The 21,275-nt window shown below is 69.1% G+C and carries 16 protein-coding genes and 1 pseudogene; 7 read left to right on the top strand and 10 right to left on the bottom strand.

What is annotated here, in order from left to right:
- Positions 1 to 100: 100 nt before the first annotated feature.
- The 6 genes from AACH11_RS24870 to AACH11_RS24405 form a co-directional block, all read right to left on the bottom strand.
- Positions 101 to 334, bottom strand: coding sequence for an AAA family ATPase (locus tag AACH11_RS24870; RefSeq protein WP_423228815.1), 234 nt, complete (start codon positions 332 to 334; stop codon positions 101 to 103).
- A gap of 101 nt (positions 335 to 435) precedes the next feature.
- Positions 436 to 3,024 (bottom strand): bifunctional aconitate hydratase 2/2-methylisocitrate dehydratase, encoded by a 2,589-nt coding sequence (acnB, locus tag AACH11_RS24425; protein ID WP_341376900.1) that lies wholly within the window; start codon positions 3,022 to 3,024, stop codon positions 436 to 438.
- Positions 3,025 to 3,388: 364 nt separating this feature from the next.
- Positions 3,389 to 3,556 (bottom strand): hypothetical protein, encoded by a 168-nt coding sequence (locus AACH11_RS24420; protein ID WP_341376899.1) that lies wholly within the window; start codon positions 3,554 to 3,556, stop codon positions 3,389 to 3,391.
- Between the two features lie 97 nt (positions 3,557 to 3,653).
- Positions 3,654 to 4,076 carry a hypothetical protein gene (locus AACH11_RS24415; RefSeq protein WP_341376898.1) on the bottom strand — a complete coding sequence of 141 codons (423 nt, stop codon included), beginning with the start codon at positions 4,074 to 4,076 and terminating at the stop codon, positions 3,654 to 3,656.
- Between the two features lie 59 nt (positions 4,077 to 4,135).
- Complete coding sequence (locus AACH11_RS24410; protein ID WP_423228814.1) at positions 4,136 to 5,191, bottom strand: HpcH/HpaI aldolase/citrate lyase family protein; 1,056 nt, start codon at positions 5,189 to 5,191, stop codon at positions 4,136 to 4,138.
- Between the two features lie 220 nt (positions 5,192 to 5,411).
- Positions 5,412 to 6,398 carry a malate dehydrogenase gene (locus tag AACH11_RS24405; protein WP_341376897.1) on the bottom strand — a complete coding sequence of 329 codons (987 nt, stop codon included), beginning with the start codon at positions 6,396 to 6,398 and terminating at the stop codon, positions 5,412 to 5,414.
- A gap of 288 nt (positions 6,399 to 6,686) precedes the next feature.
- On the opposite strand from AACH11_RS24405, the gene AACH11_RS24400 reads away from it, so the two are divergent.
- From AACH11_RS24400 to gltA, 7 genes are all read left to right on the top strand, one after another.
- A complete protein-coding gene (locus AACH11_RS24400) occupies positions 6,687 to 7,514 on the top strand; it encodes a GntR family transcriptional regulator (protein ID WP_341376896.1) in 828 nt (275 codons plus the stop codon).
- A 170-nt stretch (positions 7,515 to 7,684) separates the two neighbouring features.
- Positions 7,685 to 8,074 carry a succinate dehydrogenase, cytochrome b556 subunit gene (gene sdhC / locus AACH11_RS24395; RefSeq protein WP_341376901.1) on the top strand — a complete coding sequence of 130 codons (390 nt, stop codon included), beginning with the start codon at positions 7,685 to 7,687 and terminating at the stop codon, positions 8,072 to 8,074.
- 35 nt (positions 8,075 to 8,109) lie between these two features.
- A complete protein-coding gene (gene sdhD / locus AACH11_RS24390; protein ID WP_341376895.1) occupies positions 8,110 to 8,472 on the top strand; it encodes a succinate dehydrogenase, hydrophobic membrane anchor protein in 363 nt (120 codons plus the stop codon).
- 8 nt (positions 8,473 to 8,480) lie between these two features.
- Complete coding sequence (gene sdhA / locus AACH11_RS24385; RefSeq protein ID WP_341376894.1) at positions 8,481 to 10,292, top strand: succinate dehydrogenase flavoprotein subunit; 1,812 nt, start codon at positions 8,481 to 8,483, stop codon at positions 10,290 to 10,292.
- Between the two features lie 28 nt (positions 10,293 to 10,320).
- Positions 10,321 to 11,025 carry a succinate dehydrogenase iron-sulfur subunit gene (locus AACH11_RS24380; RefSeq protein WP_341376893.1) on the top strand — a complete coding sequence of 235 codons (705 nt, stop codon included), beginning with the start codon at positions 10,321 to 10,323 and terminating at the stop codon, positions 11,023 to 11,025.
- 108 nt (positions 11,026 to 11,133) lie between these two features.
- Entirely contained in the window at positions 11,134 to 11,454 is a 321-nt protein-coding gene (locus AACH11_RS24375) for an FAD assembly factor SdhE (RefSeq protein WP_341376892.1), read from the top strand.
- A 33-nt stretch (positions 11,455 to 11,487) separates the two neighbouring features.
- Positions 11,488 to 12,798: a citrate synthase gene (gltA, locus tag AACH11_RS24370; RefSeq protein WP_341376891.1), complete on the top strand. Its 1,311-nt coding sequence runs from the start codon at positions 11,488 to 11,490 to the stop codon at positions 12,796 to 12,798.
- 127 nt (positions 12,799 to 12,925) lie between these two features.
- Here gltA and AACH11_RS24365 read toward each other — a convergent pair whose 3' ends face one another.
- The 4 genes and pseudogenes from AACH11_RS24365 to AACH11_RS24350 form a co-directional block, all read right to left on the bottom strand.
- Positions 12,926 to 13,255, bottom strand: coding sequence for a CzcE family metal-binding protein (locus AACH11_RS24365; RefSeq protein ID WP_341376890.1), 330 nt, complete (start codon positions 13,253 to 13,255; stop codon positions 12,926 to 12,928).
- A gap of 354 nt (positions 13,256 to 13,609) precedes the next feature.
- A complete protein-coding gene (locus AACH11_RS24360; protein WP_341376889.1) occupies positions 13,610 to 14,563 on the bottom strand; it encodes a porin in 954 nt (317 codons plus the stop codon).
- 244 nt (positions 14,564 to 14,807) lie between these two features.
- Positions 14,808 to 20,672 carry a CHAT domain-containing protein gene (locus tag AACH11_RS24355; RefSeq protein WP_341376888.1) on the bottom strand — a complete coding sequence of 1,955 codons (5,865 nt, stop codon included), beginning with the start codon at positions 20,670 to 20,672 and terminating at the stop codon, positions 14,808 to 14,810.
- 213 nt (positions 20,673 to 20,885) lie between these two features.
- Positions 20,886 to 21,275, bottom strand: a pseudogene (locus AACH11_RS24350) (succinate--CoA ligase subunit alpha); the annotation flags it as partial.

The raw sequence follows: 21,275 nt of genomic DNA, 5'->3' as shown, positions 1-21,275 counted from the left end.
GGCTGCGCAGCAGGCTGATCTGCGTGCGCTCCTCGATGCTCAGGCTTGAATATGCTTGGCCCATCGCCTCAGGTCTTTGATTCAGTTCGGGTGTTGCGCTTCAGTTTAGAGTGCGCCATGCCCCGGAGGTCAGCCATTCGTCCCAGAAAGGGCGAAGCGCGCCGATTTCATCTGGTCCTATTAGCGCGGCTGCGATACTGCGGACTACCGTGGACTTTCCGGATCCGTTGTCGCCAATTAATACATGCCAACCAGGCTCCTTTCCTTTGGTAAAGGACATTTGAAGTTTTTTGATTGATCTGATGTTTATCAGGTCTACTTTATGCAAATACATAGAGAGCTGTTCCAAGCTTAAGGCCGGATCATGGTACGTTGTCGATCGGCAAAAAAAAAGCCCGCACGAGGCGGGCTTCTCGGTGCAAGGCTACGTCTTGATCAGGCCACGGTCTTCGCCGTCTCGACGTACTCGTCGATCTGGTTGAAGTTCATGTACTTGTAGATCTGGTCGGCCTTGGCGGTGATGACGCCGGTGGCGGCCAGGTACTCGTCCTTGGTCGGCAGCTTGCCCAGCTTGGACGCGACGGCGGCCAGCTCGGCCGAGCCCAGGAACACGTTGGTGTTCTTGCCCAGGCGGTTCGGGAAGTTGCGGGTGCTGGTCGAGATGACGGTCGCGCCTTCCTTGACCTGGGCCTGGTTGCCCATGCACAGGCTGCAACCCGGCATTTCGGTGCGGGCACCGGCGGTGCCGAAGGCGGCGTAGTGGCCTTCCTTCATCAGCTCGGAGGCGTCCATCTTGGTCGGCGGGGCGACCCACAGCTTGACCGGGATGTCACGCGCGCCGCCCAGCACGGTGGCCGCTGCACGGAAGTGACCGATGTTGGTCATGCACGAGCCGATGAAGGCCTCGTCGATCTTGGTGCCGGCGACTTCGGACAGCGTCTTGGCGTCGTCCGGGTCGTTCGGGCAGCAGACGATCGGCTCGGTGATCTCGGCCAGGTCGATCTCGATGACGGCGGCGTACTCGGCGTTGGCGTCGGCTTCCAGCAGGTTCGGCGCGGCCAGCCAGGCCTCGACCTTCTCGATGCGGCGGGCCAGCGTCTTGGCGTCGGCATACCCGTCGGCGATCATGTTCTTCATCAGAACGACGTTCGACTTCAGGTACTCGATCACCGGGGCCTGGTTGAGCTTGATCGTGCAGCCGGCGGCCGAGCGCTCGGCCGAGGCGTCGCTCAGCTCGAACGCTTGCTCGACCTTCAGGTCGGGCAGGCCTTCGATCTCCAGCACGCGGCCCGAGAAGATGTTCTTCTTGCCGGCCTTGGCGACGGTCAGCAGACCGGCCTTGATCGCGTACAGCGGGATCGCGTGGACCAGGTCACGCAGGGTGACGCCGGGCTGCATCTCGCCCTTGAAGCGCACCAGCACCGATTCGGGCATGTCCAGCGGCATCACGCCGGTGGCGGCGCCGAAGGCCACCAGGCCGGAGCCGGCCGGGAAGGAGATGCCGATCGGGAAGCGGGTGTGGCTGTCGCCGCCGGTGCCGACGGTGTCGGGCAGCAGCAGGCGGTTGAGCCAGCTGTGGATCACGCCGTCGCCCGGGCGCAGGGCCACGCCGCCGCGGTTGCTGATGAAGGGCGGCAGCTCGCGGTGCATCTTGGCATCGACGGGCTTCGGGTAGGCGGCCGTGTGGCAGAACGACTGCATCACCATGTCGGCGCTGAAGCCCAGGCAGGCCAGGTCCTTCAGCTCGTCACGGGTCATCGGGCCGGTGGTGTCCTGGCTGCCGACGGTGGTCATCTTCGGCTCGCAGTAGGTGCCCGGGCGGATGCCCTGGCCTTCCGGCAGGCCGCAGGCACGGCCGACCATCTTCTGCGCCAGCGTGAAGCCGGCTTGCGAGGCCGCCGGGGCCTGCGGCAGGCGGAAGGCGGTGGACGCGGGCAGGCCCAGGAACTCGCGCGCCTTGGCCGTCAGCGAGCGGCCGATGATCAGGTTGATGCGGCCGCCGGCGCGCACCTCGTCGAACAGCACATCGCTCTTGAGCTTGAACTCGACGACGGTCTGGCCGTCCTTCACGATCTTGCCGTCATAGGGCAGCACGTCGATGACGTCGCCCATCTCCAGCTTGGACACGTCCACCTCGATCGGCAGCGAGCCCGAATCCTCTTGCGTGTTGAAGAAGATCGGGGCGATCTTGCCGCCCAGCGTGACGCCGCCGAAGCGCTTGTTCGGCACGAAGGGGATGTCTTGCCCCGTCGCCCAGATCACGCTGTTGGTGGCCGACTTGCGCGAAGAACCGGTGCCCACCACGTCGCCGACGTAGGCCACGAGGTTGCCCTTCTTCTTCAGGTCCTCGATGAACTGCATCGGGCCGCGCTTGCCGTCGTCCTCGGGCTTGAAGGCCGCGTCGGGACGCGTGTTCTTCAGCATCGCCAGGTAGTGCAGCGGGATGTCCGGGCGGCTCCAGGCGTCGGGCGCCGGCGACAGGTCGTCGGTGTTGGTCTCGCCGGGCACCTTGAAGACGGTGACGGTGATCTTCTTCTCGACTTCCGGGCGCGAGGTGAACCACTCGGCGTCGGCCCACGACTGCATCACTTCCTGGGCCTTGGCATTGCCGGCCTTGGCCTTGGTGGCGACGTCGTTGAAGTAGTCGAACATCAGCAGGGTCTTCTTCAGACCCTCGGCCGCGACACCGGCCACGTCGGCGTCGTCGAGCAGCTCGATCAGCGGATGCACGTTGTAGCCGCCGACCATGGTGCCCAGCAGCTCGGTGGCCTTGGCCTTGGAGATCAGGCCGACCGCCAGCTCACCGTGCGCGACGGCGGCCAGGAACGAGGCCTTGACCTTGGCCGCATCGTCCACGCCCGGGGGCACGCGGTGCGTCAGCAGGTCCAGCAGGAAGGCGTCCTCGCCGGCCGGCGGGTTCTTGATCAGTTCGATCAGCTCGGCGACCTGCTTGGCATCCAGCGGCAGCGGGGGGATGCCGAGGGCGGCGCGTTCGGCCGCGTGTTGGCGATAGGCTTGCAACATGGCGAGGGCTCCTTGTGGGGGCGAGGGCGGAAGCGGTGGCGGAAGCACCCGGCCCTGGAGGGGCGCAGGCCTTCTGCCGCAATGCGGTGCCGGTGATTCCGGCGACAGGAAGGAGGCGATCGCGCGGCGGCCAGAAGCCGCCGCGGTTCGTCCACGATCCGTTATTTTATGTCTTATATAAGACTTGCCAAGCGCAAGGCACAGCCCGGGGGCAGGACTTGCGCGAGGCAGGGTTCTCCTGCATGGCGGATTGTGGCCCAGCGTGTCGAGCCGCGCAGCATGGCGTGCGTGCAAATGACGAGGGCCGCGCCGGCGTGATGCCGGGGCGGCCCTCGAGGGCTGGGCGCGAGGCGCGCTGGCCGGATCAGTGGTGGCCGTGGCCGTGGTCGTGGCCCGCGCCACCGTTGTCGCGCATCCAGTCCTCGGCCCAGGCATCGGACTTCGCCTGGGCCTCGGCGCCGCTGGTCATCAGCCAGACCAGGCAGCCGGTGGCGAACAGCAGGGGGACGAGAGCCAGGAAGACGGAGATCATCGTGCGGGTCCGGTCAGGGTGAGGATGCCGCGGAGTATCGGCCGGCCACGGACCGGCTGGCGGACGCCCGTGCTCCGGACTTTCCCGTGCCGCGGGCTCAGCTGGTGGTGCGCTGGGCGGCGGCCGTGCAGTTGTCGACCTCGCGCTGGCCCTTCTTGGCATTCATCAGCATCGACTTGGCGGGGATCTGGATCCACACCATGCCGGCCTTCTTGTCCTCCAGGCGCACGGCGCCGGTGGTGGTGTCCTGGGGCGCCAGCGTCCAGGACTGCTTGCCCAGCTTCATCGCGAAGTAGCCGGGCTTGCCGTCGATGGCGTTCAGCGACAGCTTCTTGCCGCCTTCGCAGTCGATCTCGCCGGTCAGCACGTTCTGGGCGGTGGCGATCTGGGATTCGGTCAGCGGGGGCAGCTCGGCGGGCTTGGCGGTCTTGCGGCTGGCCTGGGCCTGGGCACCACCGGTGCACGCCAGCAGGGCGATGGTCAGCAGGGCGGCCGGGTGCAGGAGGGGCGACGTCTTCATGGAGGGCTCCGATACAGGGAGTCTGAGGGGGTGGATGGACCGGCGCCGTGCGGGGTGGGTCAGGCGTCGGCGAACAGCCGTTGCGTGACCTCGACCGGCAGCGGCTGGCCGGTCCGGCGGGCGCGCTGGAGCACCTGCCAGAAGTAGCGGAAGCTGGCACGGTCGTGCAGCGTGTCGCGGTGGCGGATCGGTGCCCAATGGGCGTCCTGAGCGGCCATGATGATAGCGATGGCTTCGTCCACCTCGGCCGTGGTCGGCGCGAAGGCGTCCACGATGGTGCGGATCTGGGCCGGGTGGATGCTCCACATGCGGGTGTAGCCGAACTCCCGCGCGGCACGATGGGCCGCGCCGGCCAGGGCCTGCACGTCCTTGAACTCGGTGACCACGCAGTGCGAGGGCACCTTGGCGCAGGCATGGGCGGCCGCGGCGATCTCGAGCTTGGCCCGCACCACCAGCGGATGGCTGAACTGGCCGTCGACGCCCATGGCCGTCTGCGGGATCGCGCCGCGGTGGGCCGAGACGAAGTCCATCAGGCCGAAGGACAGGCTTTCGATGCGCGGCAGCGCGGCGATGGCGTGCACGTCGCGCAGCGCGCCATGGGTCTCGATCAGCACGTGTACCGGCAGGCCGCCGCCGCGGCCATGGACCCGGGCCACATGCTCGATGTGGGCGATCGCGCGGCGGGCATCGGCCAGGTCGCGCGGCTTGGGCACCATCAGGAAGGCCAGCCGGTCGCCGGCGCGGCCGACCAGGGTCTCGACATCGGCGGCGAAGGCCGGATGGTCGACCGGGTGCACGCGGGCGCCGACGCGGCCGTGCCGGTTGGCCGTCGACAGGGCGAGCTCGGCGCACAGCGCGGCGTGTTCGGCCTCGCCGCCGATCGGGGCGCCATCCTCGCAGTCGAGCGTGATGTCGAAGAGGGGCCCCAGCTCGGCCTGCAGGTCGAGCGCCTTGCGCATGCGCGCTTCAGTGCCGCAGTAGTGGTCGCACACCGGCAGGTCGGCGGCGGCCGGGCCGTCGTCGACCAAGGCCTGTTCGGGCCGCAGTGGCGCCGACGGCGGGGCCGGGGGCAGGGTGGAGGGCGGAGCGGGAGAGGCGGGGGCGGGGCTGGACATCGACGACGGCACTCGGGCGGCTCGGAGGAGTGGGCGCCCGCCTGCATCTTCGGCCGCGGGCGGGCAGAACTTCAGTTCCGTGATCCGTGATGGGGGGCTGGGGAGGCCTGAAACGACGACGGGCCGGTGGACATCGTGGTGTCCACCGGCCCGCGGGGGTGTCAGTTGCGGTACAGGCACCGCATCCGGTCATCGCCGGGTCGCGGTGCGTGCATCGGCATCACAGCAGGTGCTTGACGCCGTCCTGCTCGCCCTGCAGCTCGGCCAGGGTCTTGTTGATGCACTCTTGCGAGAACGCATCGATGGGCAGGCCTTCGACGATCTTGTACTCGCCGCCTTCGCAGGTGACGGGGTAGCCGAACATCACTTCAGCAGGGATGCCGTACTCGCCCTTGGACGGGATGCCCATTGTGACCCACTTGCCGTTGGTGCCCAGGGCCCAGTCGCGCATGTGGTCGATGGCGGCGTTGGCGGCCGAGGCGGCCGAGGACAGGCCACGCGCGGCGATGATCGCGGCGCCACGCTTGCCCACGGTCGGCAGGAAGGTGTTGGCGTTCCAGTCGTGGTCGTTGATGGCGTCCTTGACCGACTTGCCGTTCACGGTCGCGAAGCGGTAGTCGGCGTACATCGTCGGCGAGTGGTTGCCCCACACGGCCAGCTTCTCGATGTCGCCCACGGCGATGCCCATCTTGGAGGCGATCTGGGAGGCGGCGCGGTTGTGGTCCAGGCGCAGCATGGCGGTGAAGTTCTTGGCCGGCAGATCCGGGGCCGACTTCATCGCGATGTAGGCGTTGGTGTTGGCGGGGTTGCCGACCACCAGCACGCGCACGTTGCGCGAGGCCACGGCGTTCAGGGCCTTGCCCTGGGCGGTGAAGATCTGGGCGTTGGCGGCCAGCAGGTCGGCGCGCTCCATGCCGGGGCCGCGGGGACGGGCGCCGACCAGCAGGGCGTAGTCGGTGTCCTTGAAGGCGGTCATCGGGTCGCTGTGGGCCTCGATGCCGGCCAGCAGCGGGAAGGCGCAGTCTTCCAGTTCCATGATCACGCCCTTGAGCGCGTTCTGGGCCTTCTCGTCGGGGATCTCCAGCAGTTGAAGGATCACCGGCTGGTCCTTGCCGAGCATTTCGCCCGAGGCAATGCGGAACAGCAGGGCGTAACCGATCTGGCCGGCGGCACCGGTGACGGCGACGCGGACGGGCTTCTTGCTCATGGGTTGGCTCCGGAAGGAAATGGAAAGGGGGAAGACGGCGCGGCAGGGCAGTGGCGCGGGCGGCGGCACGGCGACGGCGGGGGCGGCAGCATGCGCCTGCCACCTTGCGGGCGGCTTGCGGCGCGGCCGGATCGGTGCCGGGGCGTGGGGGCTCGAGCGCGTGCGCTGCGCAGTGTAGGCGAGTCTACGGGTTGACCCGGGCCGCCGTCAAACGGTCATATATCTTCTATAAGACATCAGTCAGCATTTGATGGACGACAATGCGTGACTGTGCTGCAATCCGCGCCCATGCCCGCCACCCCGTCCCACCCGTCCCTGTCCGGAGCCTCCGGCGCGCCCGAGAGCGCGGCGGACGGCGTGGGCCTGCCGGTCGGTGGCGCGCCCTCGTTCAGTCCGCTCTACCAGCAGATCAAGAGCCTGATCATGCGCGAGCTGCAGGCTGGCGTGTGGAAGCCGGGCGAATCGATCCCGAGCGAACTGGATCTTGCTGCACGTTTCAAGGTGAGCCAGGGCACGGTGCGCAAGGCCATCGACGAGCTGGCCGCCGAGAACCTGCTGGTGCGCCGCCAGGGCAAGGGCACCTTCGTCGCCACCCACGCCGAAGAGCAGATCCAGTACCGCTTCCTGCGCCTGATGCCCGACGAGGGCGACGACCGCACGATGGCCCGCCGTCTGCTGGACGTGCGCCGCACGCGCGCGCCGGCCGACGTGGCCCGCGCGCTCGACATCAAGAGCGGCGACGCCGTGGTGCAGTTGCGCCGCGTCCTGCTCACGCCCGTGCAGGATCCGTCCGCGCGCCAGCAGCCGGTGGTCTTCGACGAGATCTGGTTGCCGGGCCAGCTGTTCAAGGGCCTGAGCGCCGAGCGCCTGGCCGACTACAAGGGCCCGATGTACGGCATGTTCGAGACCGAGTTCGGTGTGCGCATGATCCGCGCCGAGGAGCGCATCCGTGCCGTGCCGGCCGACGCCACCGCGGCCGAGGTGCTGGCCCTGCCGCCGGGCACGCCGCTGCTGAGCGTCGAGCGCCTGTCCTTCACCTACGGTGACAAGCCGGTGGAGCTGCGCCGCGGCCTCTATCACACCGTGCGCCACCATTACCGCAACGAGCTGAACTGATGTTGCGAAGGATCGTCGTGCCCTGCGGACGGGGCAAGGTTAAAGGCTCTGGTAAGCCTTGTGCATTGCAATAAACTTCCTGGGTTTCACTTGAATTACAGAGCGTAGCTCCCATGGCAGACACCTCACCTACCAAGGCCCGCAAGGGCGACGCGCGCCCCGGCGCGAACATGCGCCTGGTCGAAGCGCTGCAGTACAAGCTGCCGCTGGCGGCCCAGCTGTCGATCCTGCACCGCGCCAGCGGGATCATCATGGCGGTGCTGCTGCCCTTCGTGATCTGGCTGTTCGACAAGAGCGTCAGCTCCGAAGCGTCCTACGACGAGTTCGCCAGCGCCTTCACGGCCGGCATCGGCGTGATCCCGGGCTTCATCGTGAAGCTGGCCACGCTGGGCCTGATCTGGGCATTCCTGCATCACGCCTGTGCGGGCGCGCGCCACCTGTGGATGGATGCCACCCACAGCGTGACCAAGCAGCAGGGCGCCAGCTCGGCCAAGGCCGTGTTCGCGGTCAGCATCGCGCTGACGATCGCGCTCGGCGCCAAGCTGTTCGGTCTGTTCTGACCGACCCCTCCTTACCGACAAGAAGGCAAACCCTCATGGCCATCAACTACGGTTCCAAGCGCCTGGTGGTCGGCGCCCACTACGGCCTGCGCGACTGGCTGATGCAGCGCATCACCGCCGTCATCATGCTGGTCTACACGGCCCTGCTGCTGCTGCAGGTGCTCGCTGGCGGCCCGCTGGGCTACGACAGCTGGGCGACGATCTTCTCGCGTCAATGGATGAAGGCGCTGACCTTCGTCGTCTTCATCTCGCTGGCCTGGCACGCCTGGGTCGGCCTGCGCGATGTCTGGATGGACTACGTCAAGCCCGTCGGGATGCGCCTGCTGGGGCAGGTCATCACCCTCGTCTGGCTGGTCGGCTGCCTCGGCTGGGCCGTGCAGGTGCTCTGGAGGCTGTGAGAAAGAACATGGCAAACATCAAGTCTTCGGTTCCCCGTCGCAAGTTCGACGTCGTCATCGTCGGCGCCGGTGGTTCCGGCATGCGCGCATCGCTGCAACTGGCCCGTGCGGGCCTGAACGTGGCGGTGCTGTCCAAGGTCTTCCCGACCCGCTCGCACACCGTGGCCGCCCAGGGCGGCATCGGTGCCTCGCTCGGCAACATGAGCGAGGACAACTGGCACTACCACTTCTACGACACCGTCAAGGGTTCGGACTGGCTGGGTGACCAGGACGCCATCGAGTTCATGTGCCGCGAGGCACCGAAGGTCGTCTACGAGCTCGAACACTTCGGCATGCCGTTCGACCGCAACCCGGACGGCACCATCTACCAGCGTCCGTTCGGCGGCCACACCGCCAACTACGGTGAGAAGCCGGTGCAACGCGCCTGCGCCGCGGCCGACCGTACCGGTCACGCGATGCTGCACACGCTGTACCAGCAGAACGTCAAGGCCCGCACGAACTTCTTCGTCGAGTGGATGGCGCTGGACATCATCCGCGACGCCGACGGCGACGTGCTCGGCGTGACCGCCCTCGAGATGGAGACCGGCGAGGTCTTCATCCTGGAAGGCAAGGTCACCCTGTTCGCCACCGGTGGTGCCGGCCGCATCTACGCCGCCTCCACCAACGCCTTCATCAACACCGGTGACGGCCTGGGCATGGCGGCGCGTGCCGGCATCCCGCTGGAAGACATGGAGTTCTGGCAGTTCCACCCGACCGGCGTGGCCGGCGCGGGCGTGCTGCTGACCGAAGGCTGCCGCGGCGAGGGCGCCATCCTGCGCAACGTCAACGGCGAGCGCTTCATGGAGCGCTACGCCCCGACGCTGAAGGACCTGGCGCCGCGCGACTTCGTCTCGCGCTGCATGGACCAGGAGATCAAGGAAGGCCGAGGCTGTGGTCCGAACAAGGACTACGTCGTGCTGGACATGACCCACCTGGGCGGCGAGACCATCCTCAAGCGCCTGCCGTCGGTGTTCGAGATCGGCCACAACTTCGCCAACGTCGACATCACGAAGGAGCCGATCCCCGTGGTGCCGACCATCCACTACCAGATGGGTGGCATCCCCACCAACATCAACGGTCAGGTGGTGGCGCCGAAGAACGGCAACCCGAACGACGTCATCAACGGCCTGTACGCGGTCGGTGAGTGCTCGTGCGTGTCGGTGCACGGCGCGAACCGCCTGGGCACCAACTCGCTGCTGGACCTGCTGGTGTTCGGCCGTGCGGCCGGCAACCACATCGTCGACGCACTCAAGGGTGTGGCCAAGGAGCACAAGCCGCTGCCGGCCGATGCCGCCGACTTCTCGCTGTCGCGCATCGCCAAGCTGGACAGCTCGACCGGTGGCGAGTACGCCCAGGACGTGGCCAACGACCTGCGCTCGGCCATGCAGAAGCATGCCGCCGTGTTCCGCACGCAGGAGCTGCTGACCGCCGGCACGCACGCCGTCGCGGCCATCCGCGAACGCGTCAAGGGCATCACGCTGCAGGACAAGTCCAAGGTGTTCAACACCGCCCGCATCGAGGCGCTGGAGGTCGAGAACCTGATCGAGGCCGCACAGGCCACGATCGAGGGCGCGGCCGCCCGCCACGAGTGCCGCGGCGCCCACACCGTCAAGGACTACGAGCGCGGTGCCGATGACGCCGAGTTCCCGCTGGGCCGCAACGACAAGGAGTGGATGAAGCACACCCTGTGGTACAGCGCGGACAACCGCCTGGACTACAAGCCGGTGCAGCTCAAGCCGCTGACCGTCGAGTCGGTGCCGCCGAAGGTCCGTACCTTCTGATCCCCCGGTCGAAGACACGAGCAAGAACATGGCCAAGAGAACCTTCCAGATCTACCGCTACGACCCGGACAAGGATGCCAAGCCCTACATGCAGACCCTCGAGATCGAACTCGACGGGAACGAGCGCATGCTGCTCGACGCGCTGCTGAAGCTGAAGGCCAAGGATCCGACGCTGAGCTTCCGCCGCAGCTGCCGTGAAGGCGTCTGCGGTTCGGACGCGATGAACATCAACGGCAAGAACGGTCTGGCCTGCCTGACCAACATGCGCGACCTGTCGGGCACCGTGGTGCTGCGTCCGCTGCCGGGCCTGCCGGTCATCCGCGACCTGATCGTGGACATGACGCAGTTCTTCAAGCAGTACAACTCGATCAAGCCCTATCTGGTCAACGACACGCAGCCGCCCGAGAAGGAGCGCCTGCAGTCGCCGGAAGAGCGTGACGAGCTGAACGGCCTGTACGAGTGCATCCTGTGCGCCAGCTGCTCGACCAGCTGCCCCAGCTTCTGGTGGAACCCCGACAAGTTCGTCGGCCCCGCCGGTCTGCTGCAGGCCTACCGCTTCATCGCCGACAGCCGCGACCAGGACACCGGTGCCCGCCTCGACAACCTCGAGGACCCGTACCGCCTGTTCCGCTGCCACACCATCATGAATTGCGTCGACGTCTGCCCGAAGGGGCTGAACCCGACGAAGGCGATCGGCAAGATCAAGGAACTGATGGTGCGTCGCGCGGTGTAAACCGCGCCCGTCCATCTCCTGCGACGCACGTTCGACGCCGGACACGTCCACACCTTCCATCGCCTGCCCGCCATACGGCCCCCGGGCCGCAGCCGAGATTCCCTGCCCATGGTTCCCCACGACGTTGATGCCGCCCTGCACAGCCCGCTCGGTACGACCGAGCTGAGCCGTCTGAAGTGGCGTTGCCGCCGTGGTCTGCTGGAGAACGATCTCTTCGTCGAGAAGTTCTTCCAGGCCCATGAGCAGGAATTGACGCTGTGGCACGCCAACGGGTTGCAGGCCCTGATGGATCTGTCCGACAACGATCTGCTGGATCTGTTGCTGGCACGGCGGGAGCCTGAAGCCGAGCTCGCCCGCCCGGAAGTGCTGGATGTGCTCGGCATGCTGCGCGCCCGGGGCCTGCCCCGGCCCCCGGCCACCGCCGTGTGACCGTTACGGTTTGACTAGAAAGGGAACTCGCAAATGACCCCCTCCGACGTGAAAGCCACCCTGTCGTTCTCGGACGGCAGCCCGAGCATGGACCTGCCGATCTACAAGGGCACTCTCGGCCCTGACGTGATCGACATCCGCAAGCTCTACGGTCAGACCGGCAAGTTCACCTACGACCCGGGCTTCCTGTCGACGTCGTCGTGCAACAGCACGATCACGTACATCGACGGCGACAAGGGCGAGCTGCTGTACCGCGGCTACCCGATCGAGCAGCTGGCCGTCAACTGCGACTTCCTGGAAACCTGCCACCTGCTGCTCTACGGAGAGCTGCCCAACGGTGACCAGAAGAAGGACTTCGAGTCTCGCGTGACCAACCACACGATGGTCAACGAGCAGATGCAGTTCTTCCTGCGCGGCTTCCGCCGTGACGCCCATCCGATGGCCGTCATGACCGGCCTGGTGGGCGCGCTGTCGGCCTTCTATCACGACAGCACCGACATCAACAACCCGCAGCACCGCGAGATCGCGGCGATCCGCCTGATCGCCAAGATGCCCACGCTGGTGGCGATGTCCTACAAGTACGGCATCGGCCAGCCGTACATCTATCCGAAGAACGATCTGTCGTACGCGGGCAACTTCCTGCGCATGATGTTCGCCACCCCGTGCGAGGAATACAAGGTGAACCCGGTCATCGAGCGCGCGCTCGACCGGATCTTCATCCTGCACGCCGACCACGAGCAGAACGCGTCGACCTCGACCGTCCGCCTGTGCGGCTCGTCGGGCACCAACCCGTTCGCGGCCATCGCCGCCGGCGTGGCCTGCCTGTGGGGCCCGGCCCACGGCGGCGCCAACGAGGCCTGCCTGAACATGCTGGAGGAAATCCAGCAGATGGGCGGCGTCGACAAGATCGGCGAGTTCATCAAGCAGGTGAAGGACAAGTCCAGCAACGTCAAGCTGATGGGCTTCGGTCACCGCGTCTACAAGAACTACGACCCGCGCGCCAAGCTGATGCGCGAGACCTGCCACGAGGTGCTGGGTGCGCTGGGTCTGCAGAACGACCCGCTGTTCAAGCTGGCCATGGCGCTCGAGAAGATCGCCCTGGAAGACGACTACTTCGTCAGCCGCAAGCTGTACCCGAACGTCGACTTCTACTCGGGCATCGTCCAGCGCGCCATCGGCATCCCGGTGCAGCTGTTCACCGCGATCTTCGCGCTGGCCCGCACGGTCGGCTGGATCGCCCAGCTCAACGAGATGATCGCCGACCCCGAGTACAAGATCGGCCGTCCGCGCCAGCTCTTCGTCGGTGCGGCACGTCGCGACGTGCTGCCGCTGGCCCAGCGCTGATCGGATCGCCCGGCCCCGCGAGGGGCCGCGGAACGACGAAAGGCCGCGCGATGCGCGGCCTTTTTTCATGGCGGGGCGGGCCGGGCCAGGCGGCTCGTCGGAGCCGGTGGCGGCCGCCCGGCGCCGCTCAGTTCTCGTGGTCCTGTTCGACGTAGGCGATCACGCGCTGTGACAGCAGGCCGGCCGGCGCGACCTGGTTCAGGTCGAAGGAGTTGGCGATGCCGTTGAAGTCGACGGTGAAGCTGTGGCCGTCGGCCAGCAGGAAGCGCACGGTCTCGCCATGCTGCACGTTGACCCAGCGGGTGTCGGCGCCGATGGCGATGACGCGCTCGACCTCGGTCGTGCTCACCAGCTCGCCCAGACGCACGTCCTTCAGCGGCGCAGCCTGGGCGCCGACGGTGGTGATCAGGGCGGCGGCGGCGGCGGCCAGCGGCAGGGCGATGCGACGGAAGTTCATGGTGTGCTCCTGGTTCCAGATGTGGGGCAGTGGGATGCGGCCGGGGTCCGATGGTGGGCCGGCCGGTGACCGCCGGCGGTGCCGCCCCTCGTGGGCGCGGTGACATCGGCAGCGGATGTCCGTGACTGTGCGCCGGGGCGGTTGCGCCGTGATGCGATGCCGCTGCGTCCGTGTTGCAGCTGAAACCGGGACGCCGCCGGCGGTGTCTCCACAACGACACAGGCCCCGCCGGCGGGCAACCGTGCGGGGCCTGTGAGGCCTGCCTGACGGCTCGTGGCCGGCGGCGGGGGATCTGGCGGGGCGATGCTCGGACCGGCTGCGGCGCACCCGGTCGGGGAGCACCGCAGCGGACGATCAGAACGAGTAGATCGCGCCCAGGGCGTAGGTCTGCTTGACCTTCTCGGTGGTCGTGTTCAGCGTGCCGACGTCGAAGTAGACGACGGTGTTCTTCAGCACTTCACGGTTGACGAACCACTCGGTGGCCAGTGCGCCGTTGGCGTTGTTCTTGGCGAACTGCGCACCGACGGTGAAGCCGGCGACCGGGGCGCTGACGCCCAGGCCCGGGCCGAAGCTGTCGCCGATCTTGCTGTAGCTGGCCATGACCTTGGCCGCGCCGAGCGCGTAGGTGGCCGACAGGCCGGCGGCGTTGGCGCTGTTCTCGTGGGTGCGGCTCTCGAAGCTCAACGCCACGTTCAGCGGGCCGGCGGCGTAGACGGCACCCAGGGCGCCGTTGGTCTTGATCGTGCTGTCGCTGGCCGAGTCTTCACCGGCCGGCTGCACCGCGGCCAGGAACTTCACGCCACCGAAGGACGGCGAGAAGTACTGCAGCTCGCGGCCCTTGGCGCGGCCGTTGCCCAGCGTCGGGCTGACACCGGCGTTGACCAGGGCCGAGGCGGCGTTGGCCGCGCCGTTCAGGTCGTTGCCCGAGTGGACCTCGAAGCCGACGTTGTCCTGCACGCCCAGGCGCGCCTCACCGAAGGCGCCCGACAGGCCGGCCCAGGCCTGGCGGCCGAAGAACTTGCCGCTGATGCTGCCGTCCGATTGCAGGGCGCCCGATTCCAGCTGGAAGTTGGCCTTCAGGCCGTTGCCGACATCGGTCGAGCCCTTGAAGCCGAACTTGCTGGTGGAGTTGCCGTTGGTGCCGCCACCGGAGTGGAAATCGACCTTCTGGTCGCCGGCGATCTCGTTCTTGCCCAGGCTCAGGTCCAGCGTGCCGTAGACCTGGAATTCCGCGTGCGCGGCAGCCGACAGCAGCAGGGCAGCCGAGCCGATCAGCAGATGGGGACGGCGGATGAGGGAGGAGGACATCGTGATTCCTTCGAACATGAGGAGCATGCGGGCCGGTCGTCGCCGGCCCCGGGAACAGGCCCGGTCCTGATCGGTGCGCTGCACCAGCCGGCCGGGTCTGTCGACATGCTCCGCCACGGATGCGGAGGCACGATTAAGCGAAAGTTTTGTGAATCAGGATTTGCGTGGGGATGTCGTGTGTGCGCAACGGATGCGGTGGCGGCGGGACGCGCGACCGCCGCGCGGTGCGACGGCTGGAAGGCGCTCAGCCAGCCAGTTGCCGCAGCAGGTCCTTCACCGGCTGGCCCATCCTCCGCAGAGCAGGGCGGGTATCGGCGGGCAGCAGGAAGTCGAGCTGGTCGAGCTGGGTGCGCCAGAGCTTGGGATCCGGCTGGCGGCGCTGCAAGGTGCGGATCTGGGCGATCACGGTGGCGATCTCGCCGTCGCGTTCTTCCAGCAGCGCGGCCTGCAGGGCCAGTTCCACGCGGGCGGCGGTCTGCCATTCGTCGGGCAGTTCGTCGGCCCAGGCCAGTCGGCGGCAGGCCTCCAGTTGCTGCCGCAGCGCGTGGAGCGTCGTCTCGTCCGGGCGCGCCGCCAGGATGAAGACGCGCCGCAGGTCCGCCGCCAGCAGGTTCTGCATCGGATAGAGCTGCTTGCTCGCCGGCAGGCTGGCGCTGGCGTCCCGGGCCAGCGCGTAAGCCGCGCTCATGTGGTCCTGGGCCGTCGTGCGCGCCTGCTCTGGCGGCGTCGGGTGCAGATCGAGCGCCATCAGCCTGCGCTTCCAGGCCGAACCGACGAGGCTGTGCACCTCCATCGTCGGCCGTTGCGCGACCAGGGCGTTCAGCCGGTCCAGTGCGCGGTCGATGACCGCCAGCGTGTCCTCGATGTCGGCCACGCCCAGTGTGGTGCGGCCGCGGCGGGCGCGCAGGCGCTCCAGCGCCGACCGGGCGGCCTGGTTGGCCATCTCCTGCTGGGCGTGCAGGCTGGCCAGCCCATCGTTGGCCCCGCAGGCCCGTTCGTACCACCGCAGGGCCTTGTCCACCTCGTCGTGGTGCAGCCAGGTGCGGGCGAAGGCCTCGGCCATGTCGCCCCGGTTGCCGTAGCGCTCACCGAAGCGCGCGTCCAGCCAGGCCAGATCGGCCCGGCCTGCCGCGATCCGGTTCCGCTCCCAGCGGGCATCCATTTCCAGGCTCTCCAGCGCGACCTTCAGGCCGAAGGCGCTGGCGATGCCGGCGTAGCGGTCCTCGGGCCTGGGCGCGGCGGTCGGGCCTGCGACGCGCTCGGTCAGGCGCCAGGCCGGGTCGCCGTAGCACTGGTAGGCGGCCCAGGTGGTGCCGTTGCGGGCCTCGGCCTTTTCCTGCTCCCAGGTCTTGCGCCGGGCGTCGCGCACGGCGTCGGCGAAGCTGCGGCCGTGCAGCAGGGTGTCGTAGAAGCGGGTGGCGAAGGTCTTGGCGGCGTTGTCGTCCACGGGCCAGCCGGCCGCCACCACGCAGCGCACGCCCTGGCGGATCAGTTCCCTGGCCACACCGGAGGCGAAGGTGCCGTGTTCAAAGTGTTCCAGCGCCTTGAGCTGGTCGTCCTTCACCGGTACCACGCTGGCCAGGTGACAGCAGTTGACGAAGACCAGCTCGGGCACCGCGCGCAGGCTGCACACCTCGGCCGGGCCGAGGTACACCCCGTCTCCGGACAGCACCACGCCGCCGCCGGATTCCTGCTCGTTGGCGCCCTGGCCCCAGTAGCCATGGCCGGCGATGTGGACGATGCGCCAGTCGCGCTCGTGCAGCGCGGTGATGGTGTTCAGCGCGTCCTGCTGCAGGCAGCTGCGCACGGTCATCGGCGCGTCGCTGCAGGGCTGGCCCAGGCGGTCGGCCACGGCCCGGGCCTCTTCCAGTGCGCCGGGCAGTGGCCGGTAGCGGGGGTTGGTCAGCAGCGGGTCGCCGATCACCAGCACATCGTCGGTGCCGACGCTGTCGCGCAGGCCGGCGCTGCGCTCATCCTGCATCTGCAGGCTGCGCAGCAGACCGCTGCGCAGGGCCCAGGGCTCGCCGCTGCTGGTGTCGCGCGGGTCGGGCCGCGGGTCCAGCAGTTCCCACGGCAATGCGGCGGTGGCGTCGTCCAGGTCCAGCTGCAGCTCGGTGCAGTCCAGCAGGTGGGGCTCGACGGCCGGTGGCACCAGCAGCTGGAACAGCGTGCGGCCCAGCGCCTGCGGCGTGGGCCGGCGGCGCAAGGTCTCGGGGTCGGCATCGGCCGGAGGCACGGCGGCGCGCACCATCTCGCGCACCAGGGCCACCTGGGTGCTGTTGCCGCGCACCTCGCTGCGGGCGCGGCGGCTGTCCATCGTGAACTCGAGCCGGCCCTGGCCGGCGCCCACCACGCGCACCAGATCGCGGCTGGCGCCGCGGTAGCCGCCATCCAGCGGCCGCAGCTTGCCGCCATTGGCCGGCAGGATCGCGGGGCTCAGCGTCAGGCCTGACAGGCTGCCCCCGACCGGACGCAGGGCTTGCCAGGCCTCGGTGGCGCGGTCCAGGTACAGCTCGATCAGCTGCAGGTCGGCCACGGTGGGCCATTGCACCTCGGCCGCACGCTGGTTGGCCAGCATCACGGCCTTGACGATGGCGCGTGCCGAGGTGCCCGGCGCGATGCCGATGCCGCCGCTGCCCAGCAGCACGGCGGCGATGTCCGGCTTGTGGAGCGGGCGCTGCTCGTGGCGTGCGCACGCGTTGCGCTCGTGCAGGCGCTGCAGCCAGTCCAGCACCGCCAGGCGCACGCTGTGCGTCAGCTGGGCCTCGCTGAGGTCGCCTTCCACGCCCAGGCCCACCACCACGGCCTCGGGCAAGGGGCGGGTGCTGCCGTCGAGCGCGGGCAGGCGCTGGAAGCCCTGGTGCATGCCGACGCGGTCGGGGTAATGGCCGGCCTGCAGGCGCAAGGCACTGCTGAGCGTGTTCTGGTTGCCGATCTCCTCGTCCACCACCTTCTCGGTGCCGGACAGCGTGGACGACTGGTAGTGCCCGATGAACAGCGGCCGGTCCACATAGCGCAGGTTGCCGTGCACGACGGTGACCTGCAGCGGCCCGGGCTGGCGCCGCGGCCCGCGTCCGCCGGTGCGGCCGCTGCCGCTGCCCTCGGTGCCACCGCGCAGCGGGGGCAGGGTGGCGTCCAGCTCGCGCAGGCGGGGCAGCCACTCGGTGGGCTGCGGCGGCACGGCGGTGCCCGGGCCCTCTGACTGGGCACGGCTGCCGGTGGCGGGCACCTTCAGCGCGAAGGCGGGCAGCAACTGGGTGCGGCCCTGCTCCAGCAGCTCCTGGTAGGCAGGAAAGGCGCTGTCCAGGCTGGGCAGGTCGCCATGCACGGCGCCGGCCTGCCAGGTGGCCACGCCGGGCAGGCAGGCGTTGCGGTGGGTGACGCGGCCGTCACCGCCCTCGGGGGCGTTCAGGTAGCGCACGCCCTGGCCGGGCAGCACCCGGACACCGGCCGGCGTCTTCGGCGCCGTGCCCACGACCAGCAGCATCTTGCGGGCCTGTTCGGGCGCCAGGTGGTCACGCTGGTTGTCGAAGTCCTGACGCAGCTGCCGGGCCGCCTGCAACAGCGCCGTGTCGGGCAGGCCCCACTGCACCTCGTGCAGATCGCGGTGGCTGTCGTCGACGTCGCCGCCGCGCTGCCAGTGGTTCTGCTGGCGGGTGAAGTCGCGATCGGCGTCGGCCAGGGCCTGCCAGCCGGCTTGGCTGCCCAGGTTCAGGGCAGGGTCCAGCAGGCCGTCCTGCATCTGCAGCAGACCGGGGAAGCCCGCGATCATCTGCCGCGCCTTGCCGCCGCTCAGCGGCGCGCCGAAGGCGGTCAGCGTGCGGCCGAAGTCGTCGTCATCCGACAGCATCTGCATCGGCGCCCAGGAGCCGCCGTTGGGCGTGCCCAGCATCAGGACGCGGCCTTCGGGCTGGGCCAGCAGGCGGTTCCACAGCGCGGGGTCGTGCAGTTGCACCGCGCGGACCACCAGGCCGCCCATGCTGTGGGCCAGCACGCGCACCGGCTGGCCGCTGCGGCTGCGGGCGTCCAGCAGGCCGCGCAGGTGTTCGGTCAGGCCGCGGGCGGCCTCGGGGATGGGGGCCCGCCAGTCGTAGGGGTGGACGGTGACCTGGTGGGTGGACTCCAGGTGCCGGGCCAGCTTGGCGTAGTACCGCTCGATGACCCCGCTGGCGATGATGCGGTCCTGGCCCGGGGCGTAGGCCAGCTTGTCCAGCCCGCCCAGCAGGCGCCAGCCCACCCACAGCGGCTTGTCGTCGCGGTCCAGCGTGCTGCCGCAGATGCCGGGCAGCAGCACCAGGGCCGGGCGCTCGGGCTGGTCGGGACGCTCCCCGCCGGTCCAGCCGCCGATGCCCAGGCCCACGCCGCGCACGCCGCTGGCGTCACGGCCGGCCCAGGATTCGGGGCCGGTGGCGCGGAAGTGGGGCGGCTGGGCCTCGGTCAGCCCGTCGACGATGGCTCGTGCCAGTTCGGGCGTGCTGAAGTACTCGAAGTGCGAGGCGTCGCCGCCCTGGTGCAGCACGAAGCTGGCACCGGCCTCGCGCGGGGCGCCGCCGTACATCGACGCCGTGTGCACCACCAGATCGTTGTCGCACTGGTAGAAGGCATCGGCGGCCAGGGTCTTGAGCAGGCTCAGGAAGCCGTCGGCCTGCAGATCGCCGGCGACGACGCGCAGCTCGGCCGTCACCGGGGTGTCGACCGCACTGTTGAGCCACTGCACGAAGGCGCTGCCGGGCATCATCGCGCGCAGGCCCGGGGCCAGGCGCGGGTCCATCCGCCCGCGGGCCACGGCCTTGGTGAACTCGGTGAAGGCCGTGATGCCCGGTAGCTCGCTGCGTTGCAGCAGCCACGCGATGGCCGACAGGTAGACATCCAGCCGGCCCGAGGCCAGCACGGTGCCGCGTGCCGGGCAGGCCGCCCGCACGATGCGGCCCACGCGGATGCGCTTGGCGTGCAGGCGGGCGTGCAGCGCCTTGGCGTCCGCGGCCAGTTGTTCGTCGACGCCCTGGAAGGCGGTGTCCAGCGTGGCGGCCTGATCCAGCGGCAGGTCGATCAGGCGGGCCAGGGCCTCTGCCACCAGGCCGCCGCGCGAGTGCGAGACGAGATGCAGCACGGCACCGTCTTCCAGGGCCTCCACCAGTGGCCTCGCGTTCTCGAACGGGTTGTCGCCCAGGGTGCGATGGTCGAGCGCATAGACCGCATGGTCATAGGCCTCGAACAGACGTTGCACCAGTGCGCCGGTGGCGCCCTGCTGGACGCCCCACAGCTTGGAGAACGTGCTGCTGGTGTCGACGAAGGTGCCATGGATCAGCACCAGGATGGGCCGCTGGTCCGGCCGTGCGGGCAGCGTCTGCAGCGGCGCGAGGCCCTGGGGCTGGAAGGGCGTGGGCGCCACCCTGGCCTGCAGCGCGTACACGCCGGGGGTGACCATTCCGTCCCGCCACTGGATGATGCGCTCGGCCGCCAGCTCGCCCGCGGCCGAGGCCAGCGCCGTCGTCAGGCTGGACGGCAGGGCCGGCTTCAGCACCTCGAAGCGGTCGATCACCCAGTCCTTCAGATCGCCGAGGAGGCCGCGCTGCGCTGCCGGGCTCGGCCCCGTGCCGGCCCCCGGCAGCACCAGGCGAGGGTGGACGCGCACGGTGTCGGCGTCCAGCGGTGCCGGGGCCCCGGTGGCGTCCGTACCGCCTGAGCGCGTACGCTGCGCCGGCCGTTCGGGATCGGTATCGGGATCGGGATCGGGCGCGGTGGCGTTCAGCAGCTCGCGCGCGGTCTCCGGGTGCAGGAAAAGCTCGGGCCCGTCGGCGGCCACCAGACGCACGATGTGCTCGCCCACCACGGCCTCCAGCCGCTGTTCGGTGGCGGCCGCGCTGCCAGCGCGTCGGGCCTCGCTGCTGAGGCGCCAGGCGTGCACCACCTCGTCGCCGTCGGCATCGACCGGTGTGAGGCCGCGTTGCGCGTCCGGCCTGCCGCGGACCAGGAAGGTGATGCGCCGGGGCGCGGGGGGCGCCGTGGGGAGGGCCTCGGACGCGGCCGGGGGCGATGTCTGGGCTGATGCCGCCGCGGCCTTCCGGGGGATGGTCTTGCGGACCGGACGCTTGCTGCTGGTGGCCATGCCCTGTGCCTTCCTGTGGCTGTGCCTGACGGGTCAGGTGGGCGTCCATTGGCCCACAAGCCGTGGGGGCTGCCAAGAGCGGCTGTCCGGACTTGGGGGGATGTCCTGGCCCCCCATGCAAAGGGCCACCCTGAGGTGGCCCTGCACTGTCGGGTGCCCGGAATCGGGGCCCCGTCGGACGCGGCGGCGCGGGCGCCTGCCCGCAGCCGTGCCTTACAGCATCGCCTTCAACAGCTTGCCCATCTCGGACGGATTGCGCGTGACCTTGAAGCCGCACTCTTCCATGACGGCCAGCTTGGCGTCGGCGGTGTCGGCGCCGCCGGAGATCAGCGCGCCGGCATGGCCCATGCGCTTTCCGGGAGGCGCGGTGACGCCGGCGATGAAGCCCACGATCGGCTTCTTCATGTTCAGCTTGCACCAGCGCGCGGCTTCGGCCTCGTCCGGGCCGCCGATCTCGCCGATCATGATCACGGCGTCGGTGTCAGGATCGTCGTTGAAGGCGCGCATCACGTCGATGTGCTTCAGGCCGTTGATCGGGTCACCGCCGATGCCGACGGCGCTGGACTGGCCGATGCCGAGTTCCGACAGCTGGGCCACGGCTTC

It is taken from the genome of Pseudaquabacterium rugosum (genome assembly GCF_038066575.1).
Taxonomy (GTDB): domain Bacteria; phylum Pseudomonadota; class Gammaproteobacteria; order Burkholderiales; family Burkholderiaceae_C; genus Pseudaquabacterium; species Pseudaquabacterium rugosum.
Note: the sequence above shows the minus strand (reverse complement) of the source record. Positions and strands in the feature narration are given on the sequence as shown.

What these genes read in the sequence shown, in the direction of transcription:
- AACH11_RS24410 (WP_423228814.1), bottom strand. Translation starts at nt 5,191, where the DNA reads ATGTCCAGCCCCGCCCCCGCCTCTCCCGCTCCGCCCTCCACCCTGCCC.
- AACH11_RS24375 (WP_341376892.1), top strand. Translation starts at nt 11,134, where the DNA reads ATGGTTCCCCACGACGTTGATGCCGCCCTGCACAGCCCGCTCGGTACG.
- gltA (WP_341376891.1), top strand. Translation starts at nt 11,488, where the DNA reads ATGACCCCCTCCGACGTGAAAGCCACCCTGTCGTTCTCGGACGGCAGC.
- AACH11_RS24405 (WP_341376897.1), bottom strand. Translation starts at nt 6,398, where the DNA reads ATGAGCAAGAAGCCCGTCCGCGTCGCCGTCACCGGTGCCGCCGGCCAG.
- acnB (WP_341376900.1), bottom strand. Translation starts at nt 3,024, where the DNA reads ATGTTGCAAGCCTATCGCCAACACGCGGCCGAACGCGCCGCCCTCGGC.
- AACH11_RS24355 (WP_341376888.1), bottom strand. Translation starts at nt 20,672, where the DNA reads ATGGCCACCAGCAGCAAGCGTCCGGTCCGCAAGACCATCCCCCGGAAG.
- AACH11_RS24420 (WP_341376899.1), bottom strand. Translation starts at nt 3,556, where the DNA reads ATGATCTCCGTCTTCCTGGCTCTCGTCCCCCTGCTGTTCGCCACCGGC.
- AACH11_RS24365 (WP_341376890.1), bottom strand. Translation starts at nt 13,255, where the DNA reads ATGAACTTCCGTCGCATCGCCCTGCCGCTGGCCGCCGCCGCCGCCGCC.
- AACH11_RS24360 (WP_341376889.1), bottom strand. Translation starts at nt 14,563, where the DNA reads ATGTCCTCCTCCCTCATCCGCCGTCCCCATCTGCTGATCGGCTCGGCT.
- AACH11_RS24400 (WP_341376896.1), top strand. Translation starts at nt 6,687, where the DNA reads ATGCCCGCCACCCCGTCCCACCCGTCCCTGTCCGGAGCCTCCGGCGCG.
- sdhA (WP_341376894.1), top strand. Translation starts at nt 8,481, where the DNA reads ATGGCAAACATCAAGTCTTCGGTTCCCCGTCGCAAGTTCGACGTCGTC.
- AACH11_RS24380 (WP_341376893.1), top strand. Translation starts at nt 10,321, where the DNA reads ATGGCCAAGAGAACCTTCCAGATCTACCGCTACGACCCGGACAAGGAT.
- sdhD (WP_341376895.1), top strand. Translation starts at nt 8,110, where the DNA reads ATGGCCATCAACTACGGTTCCAAGCGCCTGGTGGTCGGCGCCCACTAC.
- AACH11_RS24415 (WP_341376898.1), bottom strand. Translation starts at nt 4,076, where the DNA reads ATGAAGACGTCGCCCCTCCTGCACCCGGCCGCCCTGCTGACCATCGCC.
- sdhC (WP_341376901.1), top strand. Translation starts at nt 7,685, where the DNA reads ATGCGCCTGGTCGAAGCGCTGCAGTACAAGCTGCCGCTGGCGGCCCAG.
- AACH11_RS24870 (WP_423228815.1), bottom strand. Translation starts at nt 334, where the DNA reads ATGTATTTGCATAAAGTAGACCTGATAAACATCAGATCAATCAAAAAA.